Genomic DNA, 8,628 nt, shown 5'->3' with positions numbered 1-8,628 from the left:
GACAAAGTCATCGGGCATTATCTGAACATAAAACACTATCAATAAGTTGGAGTCATTACCAGATATATAGATAATACTGATAATGGCATATCGAAAAAATCTATTATCCTTATGCAGCATATGGATATAGTATTTTTTTAACTTAAATAACAGACTTGAGAGAATTTAACAAATAAACAACAGAGAAATAAAAAAAAGCCAAAAGCGCATACAAAAAAAATAAAACCATACTTTTTCACTAAATTTTTGTCATATTTTCCTTATAAGCCAGCACGAGGTGAGTGTTATTAATACTTCGTTCAATGATGACATTGTCGTAACATCTGATTGCATCCGAAATAAAAGCCGGAGAGTCGAATGTCGGCTATGCATAGACGCATGTTCATCAGGCGCTCTGTCTATTACCAGCAGCGGTACGGTCGAGATTATCCCGGATGCCTGCTCAGGCTGTGGCGGATGCACCGCGGCATGTCCAGTGATGGCGATAACAGGCCCATTTCCCGAACGTCAGACGGCTGATGACCAGTTATATTTGGATGCGATTACCGCCCCGTCTGTAAAAGAACTTTTACTCTATTATCGTGCAGGGTACCGTACGCTGGTTGTAGATGAGAACCATTTCGCATGGCGTGATGTTGTCGAACGCACAAATAGTCTGCTACATGCATGCCACCAAGTGCCCTTCTTAATGAATTATTACCGCCATGATGATAATCATGCCAGTGCAGAACAATTAGACGTGGTTATCGCACGGCGTCGTTTTCTGCATATTGGTACCGTGCAGCGGTATTTAGGCAAAAAAACATCACCAACAAACAGATTAATCAGCGATATTTTCCCTGACTATCAACTGTTCAGTATCAATATCAATAAAAACGCCTGTTCATTATGCAGTAGCTGTTTGAAATTATGTCCAACAGGCGTTTTCCATTATCAAAACAAGCAATTGGTTATTGAATCTGGCGAGTGTGTCGGGTGCAAACTCTGTCAGGAAAGTTGCCCGGAATCCGCCATTGAGGTGAGAGAAGAAATAGCGAAAAAAACACAGACACATTATTCCTTTAACGTTGCATTTTGTCCTCGCTGTCAAAATCCGTTCCCATCGTTGAATCCGGGTGAACATCTGTGTCCCGCCTGTTCCATGCAAGAAAAGCTCCGCTTCACCGGGGATCGTATCGGCATGAAAAGCCTGAATTTCTCTGCGTAACGGAGGATGAAAAATGAACATCATCAATAGCACAACCTTTCCGTGTATTAACGATCCTGATTTCGCACAGTATGCTCAACGCTATATCGAGATCGAGCAAAAGACCTTACACGCTATCGCACAGTACGGTCTGCCGTTTGAATCCTCCTCCGAAAACAGTGATAACGCGCTTGCCCTAAAACACCAACTGCGCGCCAGGGGTGCCCGGTTTTCCAACAATGACAAAAGCATTCACATCAACTGGATTTCTGATGCATGCGTTGCCTGCCGCACGGGAGAAGGAAGTTACACGGCATTCATTTCGCTAAAATGCCATCGTCAATGCTATTTCTGTTTCAATCCCAATCAACAGGATTATGACTACTACCAACATCATCTGCGTGAGGCAGCAACGGAAATTGAACAGATTGCTGCCAGCGGAGAGCCTTTGCAATTTGCGGCGTTAACCGGGGGAGAACCGTTATTACACAAAGCGGAAGCGACCGGTTTCTTTAAACGACTTCAGCACCATTTCCCTGATATTCACGCTCGGCTCTACACAGCAGGCGATCCCCTGGACGAGAAAACCGCACAACAACTGCAACAAGCTGGGCTGAAAGAAATCCGGTTTAGCATCAAAATTGACGATCCGGCAGAGAAGCAAGCTCGCATACTGCGGCGCATTCGCCTGGCAAAAAAATATATTCCCACGGTAATGGTGGAAATGCCGGTTATTCCCGGCAGCGGCGAACAGATGAAAGCATTATTGTGCGAACTCGATGCCCTCGGCGTTGACGGTATCAACCTGCTGGAGTTTTGTTTTCCTCTGGCGAATGCCGCCGCGTTTCGCGAACGCGGTTTTACCCTGAAATATCCCCCCTATCAGGTGTATTACAATTATTGGTATGCAGGCGGGTTAGCCATTGCCGGTAGCGAAACATTGGCACTGGAATTGATGCTGTTCGCGTTAGAGAACGCGTTGAAGCTGGGCGTACACTATTGTTCTTTGGAAAATAAACATACTGGGCAAGTGTTCCAGCAAAACCATCTCAGCCCGGTTGATAAGACCTACTATTTTTCTCCCCGGGACGCTTTTTTCAAATGCGCTAAAGTGTTTGGCTCGGCCATTACTGCCGTGGAAGCCCTTCTGGCCCAACACCACATTCCCGTCAGACACAGTCAGCAGCATCACTATATTCAGTTTCACCCCTCGGCCATTTCCTTGCTGGGTGCATTGCCCGTTGAGGTTTGCCTTTCACTCAACGTTATCGAACACCTTTCAGAAACCGAGCGTGACGTGAAAGAAGTGCAGTTACAACACGTGACGCCATCCACCTTCTCGCTGGCCGACATTTAAAGGATATGACGATGACCTCTCATCAATTCCCGGAATACCTTATCCAACGCACCGTGGGTTACGATCTTTTACGCCGGTTGCTGATCGAAGAACCCACGCCTGCATTGTTGAATTTTCTACAGCAGCAGGATCTGGCGACGCTGTTCCCTGCGATCGCTGACGCGAATTTCTCTTCCGCATTAGAACGTGTACAACACGCACTGGCAGGGGAGCCCTTTATCACCGGTGACAGCGCCTTTGAAAATCTGCATTGGGATTTCACCCGCCTGTTTATCGGCCCCGAAACACCCCCTGCGCCACCGTGGGAATCCGTCTATGTGTCGCGCGATAAGCTGTTGTTTCAACGTTGCACCCAAGAGGTAAAGCAGGTTTATCAATCCTGCGGGCTGACCATGTCTGACGATGACGGTGAGGCCCCAGACCATATCGGGTTCGAGCTCGATTTTCTTTATCAGCAAAGCCAGTCCGTTGCCGAAGCGTTGCACAGCGGCGCTTCGCTTCAGAGCGTCATGCTTTCTCTGCTCAGGCAACGTGATTTTCTCCAGCAGCATACGCTGGCGTTCTGTGATGCGTTTTCCCATAACGTAAAAACACACGCAGAGACCGATTTCTATTGCGGCATCGCTCAGCTATTGCCAGTGTTTTTAACCCACGATGCACAACAACTCAATCAGGTCGTTGGCATGGAGACTGTGCAAGCAACGTCATAACAAAAACGATAACACGCTATGCCCACCGCCATGTCGGCAATGCCGTATTGGCAGGCCGACGGCGGCAGGGTTTTTATGCAATGTGAAAGTAGGAGTATTACATGATCAATAATTTACTTTCTGGAATCAGTCGGCGGGCGTTTATCCAGATAAGCTCCGCGGCAGCCGCTATCGCAGCGTTGCCAATGAGCCGCGGATTGCGCGCTGAACCGACTGCCGTACAGCCAGCAACGGCTGTGGCGGACAAAACAGGCGTCTGGAAACCTGCGGCATGCTGGCATAACTGTGGTGGCCGCTGCTTGAACAAGGCGTTGGTGGTAGATGGCGTAGTAGAACGTCAAAAGACGGATGATACTCACAGTGACACCCCTGATAATCCTCAACAGCGAGGATGTCTGCGCGGCCGCTCTCAGCGTAAGCAAGTCTTTGGTGCCGACCGTATCCGTTATCCAATGAAGCGTAAAAACTGGGCTCCCGGCGGCGGTGATAAATCACTCCGCGGGCGCGACCAATGGGTACGCATCAGTTGGGACGAAGCGCTGGATATTGTGGCAAGCGAAACCAAGCGCATCAAAGAAAAGTATGGCAATGAGTCAATCTGGCTCACCGGCTCTAACGGCACGCATTATCTTAATGTTTACGCCAACTACGGCGGCTATACCTCAGACTGGGGGACGACATCCTGGGGTGCATGGAAAGACACACCGGAATATATCGGCGTTCATGATGGGTGGGTTCGTTTTGGCACCAACGATCGCTTGGATTTACGCAAATCTCAGCTTATCGTCTTGTGGGGAGCCAACCCGGCCTGGAGTAGCCCGGGCAGCCCGACCTATCACTATCTGCAAGCGAAAAAGGCGGGAGCGCGCTTTATCTGTATTGACCCGAGCTACCATGCAACCTGTGAGCTGCTCGATGCCGATTGGGTGCCGGTTAATCCTGGCACAGACCATGCGCTTGCATTAGGCATTATGTATGCCTTACTGGAAGAGGACGATCCGCAAAACAACCCGCTGATAGATTGGGATTTCCTGAACCGTTGCTGTGTTGGCTTCGACAGAGAGCACATGCCTACTGGTGCTAATCCCGATGATAATTTCAAAGATTATCTGCTGGGCACCTTTACCCACGAACCCAAGAATCCTGAGTGGGCCTCCGAAATCTGTGGTGTTGCGCCAGACACTATCCGTGGCCTGGCAAGACAAATCGGTGGCACTCGCCGCGTTGCCCTGCTCACTGGGTGGGCTCCTGCCCGTATTCACAATGGCGAAGGATGGGTTCATGCATTTTCTACGCTTGGTTTTATGACCGGGCATATGGGCCGTTCTGGCCGAATGACTGGCGTATGCTGCCATTACACCGCTGGCAACGGCGGCACGCGTTTGGTTAACGGCGGCGGCACAGGGCTCCCCAACTTCCCAAACCCGATCAGCAGCACCATTAACCACAACGAAATCAACAGGGCATTGACGGAAGGAAAATTTCGCCAGCGCGGTAAAGGCGAAAAACAGGTGGATATCCAGATGATGTTCCACACCTTCAATGCCACGATGCAAACGCGTGCCAATATTACGCAAGGCATCGCTGCGCTGAGGGAGAAGGTTGAGTTCATCGTCTCTCCCACTTATGTGTTGCACACCAGCGCCAAATATTCTGATGTGGTCTTGCCCGTCACGACCGAATGGGAACGGGAAGGCACCATTTTAAACCCCAGCAACCGCGACGTGCTGATTGTGGCAGTGAACATTGTTAAACCGCTTTATGAAGCGAAAAGCGATCAATGGATTGCGAAAGAGATCGGCAAACGACTGGGTGTTGATGTTGATAAAATCTTCCCGATTTCTGAAAAGCAGCAGTTTTTCAATACGCTGCAAGGGGCTAACGTCATTGATGAAGACGGTAAGACCAAGGTTCCCTTATTAACCATCACTGAACAAGATCTGGCCGCGTGGGGCGTTAAAGGGAAAACGCAGCAGGGCAAAATCTCGCTGAATGAATTCCTGACTCGTGGCACCTATCAGGTAGAACGCACCGAAGGGGATAATTACGGCTATATCGCCTATAAAGACTTTGTCCAGGACCCTGAGAAGAATCCGCGCGACACGGATAGCGGGAAGTTTGAAATTTATTGCGAGAAACTCACACGGATCAGCCGTGAGTATGGTTGGAATGAAGTGCCGCCTATTCCTGCCTATACCGCCAAGCCCAAAGGGTATGAAGAAAGCTTCTCAGATTGGAAAGGCAAAGTGAAAGGTGAGTATCCCTTCCAGGTTTACAATCCGCACTATTTAAGACGTTCACACAGCACGCTGGATAACGTGCCCTGGCTTAGAGAAGCCTGGCCCTCCCCTGTCTATCTCAATAAGTCTGATGCCACTCGCCTTGGCATCCGCCACGGTGAAACCGTGCTCATTACCAGCGCATCAGGGAAAACGCTGCGCCCGGCCTGGCTGACCGAAACGTTGAAACCCGGTGTTGTCGCACTGCCTCACGGCAGTTGGTTCGAGCTGGATGAGGCCAGCGGCATTGATTTGGCGGGGGCGGATAACGCCATATCGGAGCAGGTCGCGACCGGGTTTGGGACATCAGGCTGGAATACCGTGCTGTGCGACGTGAAAAAGTGGCAAGGCCCGGCATTGATTCCTGATGTAGACAGACCACAACGTATCATTTTTGGTGAGGAGCGATAACGATGGAACAGGTTGGATTCTATTTTAATGCCGCCGCGTGCATCGGTTGCAAAACATGCGTCATCGCCTGCAAGGATAAAAATGATCTGGAAGTGGGACGTAATTTTCGGCGGGTCTACGACTTTGAGGAAGGCACGTTTCCCAAGCCCAGACGTTGGCATCTTTCTATCGCGTGTAATCATTGCGACTCGCCTTCCTGTGTCAGCCATTGCCCAACCAAGGCAATGCATAAGCGCGAAGAAGACGGAGTGGTCGTGGTCGATCACACGCTGTGCGTCGGTTGCCGCTACTGTACCTGGGCATGTCCTTACGAAGCACCGCAGTTTGATGAAGCGTCTGGCATGATGACGAAATGCGATACCTGCCTGAATCTGCGCGCCAAGGGGGAAAACCCAGCCTGTGTGGATGCCTGCCCCATGCGAGCGTTGGATTTCGGTCCCATCAGTGAACTACGGAAAAAATACGGCAACAATGCGGATATCGCAGGTCTGCCCGACTCATCGCTAACCCGACCCAACTTGATCGTGGGTACTAAAACACAGCGAGGATACTGACATGCACGAATGGCCATTGATCATTTTTACCTTGCTGATGCAAATCACTATCGGTTGTGTCGTCACCGTTTGGTATTGCCATACGTTCATTTTCACTACGTTGCCCGATGACAAACGACTGAAGCTTGCCAGTCCCGCACTCTTGTGTGCGTTACTGTGCGGCGGCATTGGCTTATTGGCATCCGTTGCGCATCTGGGTAATCCGTGGCATGCGCTATTTACACTTAGCCATGTCGCGTCATCCTGGATGAGCCGCGAAATTCTGTTCACGGCGCTGTTTATGGGCCTGCTATTTTTGACACTGGTTTATGCACTGGTGAAAAAACAGCTACCTACCATCCTGCTGGGGCTCACTGCGTTGGTCGGCGTGGCGGATATCTTCGTCATGTCAGCCATTTACGACCATAGCCGTTTTATCCTTTGGCAAGGATGGGGAACCTATGCGGGCTTTTATGGTTCAGCGTTTATGATGGGCAGCCTGTTGTATGCGCTGTGTCTGTGGCCCCGGTTACACCAACTGGCAGAGAATGAGAGCGCACGCGTCATGACGCCTTTGCTTCGCCTCTACCTGCTGGGTTTTGTGCTGGCTACGTTTGCGGTCATTGTCATGTTTTCTGCTGTTGCCCCCAACCTTGCACAAGGTATCAGCATTAAAACCGCTGCAGTGAATGTCGGCACATTGACGCTGTGGCGTTACCTGCTGCTGGGCATCGCACTGGCCCTGCTTGTGACCTATGTGGTCCGGCTGCCACGAAAATCATTGCCCGCATTACTGTCACTGGCGTTGATGATAACCATCACCGGCGAATTCTTAGGGCGCTACGCGTTCTTTAGCGTCGGAGGGTGATCGTGCGCTAATCATCAATGGGCTGGCTAACAGCCTATTGATATTGCTGACAAACGCCCTTTCGTCATCCTCGGCGAAAGCCGGGGATCTCTGGGGAAGGAATGCGTTTCTTCTGTAAGAGATTCCCGCCTTCGCGGGAATGACGGCGTGGGCTGGCTAACAGCCCATTTTTTATGGCACAGAAGGCGCGATTATGCGGTTTTTTGTTTACGGATGAAATCTATCAACATTTCAGCGCTGGGCAGCAAAGGACGCGCCTGTAACCACACAGCCCCAATATCCATCGAAGGGATCACGTTACTCACATCTCGCCGGACGATACGATTGCCTTCCAACGACCAGGGGCGATACACAAAATCAGACAAAATGGTGACACCGTGGCCTTGCGCCACCATACCTCTTATCGCCTCAATGGAGGTCGATTTAAATTTGATGCGCGGCTGCAAATTTTGCTCAGTCCAGTAATGGTTGACGATAGGGATATGGTCATCCATATCGAGAAGCAAAAAGTCCTCTTTCGCAATGTCTTGCAACGTAATCGTCGGTGCATCCTGTAACGGATGGCCTGCGCAGGTCCATAATCGCCGGGTCGATCGAATGAATATCTCTGTTGCAAAATCCTCTGGCAGCATAATGTTGGACACCAGCATCAACGCCAGATCAACCATCCCCTCCCTTATCGCCTGACATAAGCGAGGAGAAGGATATTCAACCAGGCTAAATTGCAAAGAAGGAAAGCGCGCCGTAATCGCGCTCAGCAGCGCAGGCAGCATGTAGGCTGAGAGGGTTTCAGTAACACCAATGCGCAGCGTTCCACTCAGATCGTTAGACGGAATCAGCATATCATCCGTTGCAAGCTGAACGGTGTTTAATACCTTTTTGGCATGGCGTAATAGACGCTCTCCCGTTTCCGTCAGGCGTATTCCTTTAGCATGCCGGGTAAACAGCGGCCTTCCGCATTGCTCTTCCAGATTTTGCAGCGCAACCGTCATTGACGATTGGGAAACATTGCAAAACAACGCTGCCTTAGAGATTTGTCCGGCATCGGCAATAGCGACAAAAAATTCAAGTTGGCGCAGCGTAAATAACATCGAAAATCCATAGCATAAACGTGGATAATTCATATTATCATTCATCAGCCGCTATGAATGTCGATGAGATCAGATCATTCCAGCAAAATGACCTTATGCTGCCCCTTTAACAGCGGCTCACTTAAAATCTTGGGTAATGACTCCAACTTATTGATAGTGTTTTATGTTCAGATAATGCCCGATGACTTTGTCA

The 8,628-nt window shown here is 50.0% G+C and carries 7 protein-coding genes; 6 read left to right on the top strand and 1 reads right to left on the bottom strand.

Features of this window, described 5'->3' with window-relative positions:
* Positions 1 to 277: 277 nt before the first annotated feature.
* The 6 genes from CJP72_RS24540 to CJP72_RS24515 all read left to right on the top strand — a co-directional run bounded on the left by CJP72_RS24540 (position 278) and on the right by CJP72_RS24515 (position 7,344).
* Positions 278 to 1,207 (top strand): 4Fe-4S dicluster domain-containing protein, encoded by a 930-nt coding sequence (locus CJP72_RS24540; protein WP_072003681.1) that lies wholly within the window; start codon positions 278 to 280, stop codon positions 1,205 to 1,207.
* Positions 1,208 to 1,220: 13 nt separating this feature from the next.
* Positions 1,221 to 2,543 carry a radical SAM protein gene (locus CJP72_RS24535; RefSeq protein WP_032238586.1) on the top strand — a complete coding sequence of 441 codons (1,323 nt, stop codon included), beginning with the start codon at positions 1,221 to 1,223 and terminating at the stop codon, positions 2,541 to 2,543.
* A gap of 11 nt (positions 2,544 to 2,554) precedes the next feature.
* Positions 2,555 to 3,253, top strand: coding sequence for a TorD/DmsD family molecular chaperone (locus CJP72_RS24530; protein ID WP_042201394.1), 699 nt, complete (start codon positions 2,555 to 2,557; stop codon positions 3,251 to 3,253).
* A gap of 101 nt (positions 3,254 to 3,354) precedes the next feature.
* On the top strand, positions 3,355 to 5,943 hold the full coding sequence (locus CJP72_RS24525; RefSeq protein ID WP_032238584.1) for a molybdopterin-dependent oxidoreductase: 2,589 nt from the start codon (positions 3,355 to 3,357) through the stop codon (positions 5,941 to 5,943).
* Positions 5,944 to 5,945: 2 nt separating this feature from the next.
* Positions 5,946 to 6,497, top strand: a complete 552-nt coding sequence (locus CJP72_RS24520; protein WP_032238582.1) for a DMSO/selenate family reductase complex B subunit — start codon at positions 5,946 to 5,948, stop codon at positions 6,495 to 6,497.
* 1 nt (position 6,498) lies between these two features.
* Positions 6,499 to 7,344 (top strand): dimethyl sulfoxide reductase anchor subunit family protein, encoded by an 846-nt coding sequence (locus tag CJP72_RS24515; protein ID WP_050488389.1) that lies wholly within the window; start codon positions 6,499 to 6,501, stop codon positions 7,342 to 7,344.
* Positions 7,345 to 7,535: 191 nt separating this feature from the next.
* On the opposite strand, the gene CJP72_RS24510 is transcribed toward CJP72_RS24515, so the two are convergent.
* Positions 7,536 to 8,435: a LysR family transcriptional regulator gene (locus CJP72_RS24510; protein ID WP_032238590.1), complete on the bottom strand. Its 900-nt coding sequence runs from the start codon at positions 8,433 to 8,435 to the stop codon at positions 7,536 to 7,538.
* Positions 8,436 to 8,628 lie beyond the last annotated feature (193 nt).

It is taken from the genome of Citrobacter sp. NCU1, from assembly GCF_010231475.1.
In the GTDB taxonomy this organism is placed as follows: domain Bacteria; phylum Pseudomonadota; class Gammaproteobacteria; order Enterobacterales; family Enterobacteriaceae; genus Citrobacter_D.
The sequence above is the reverse complement of the archived record's forward strand: the minus strand, read 5'-3'. Positions and strand labels throughout refer to the sequence as shown.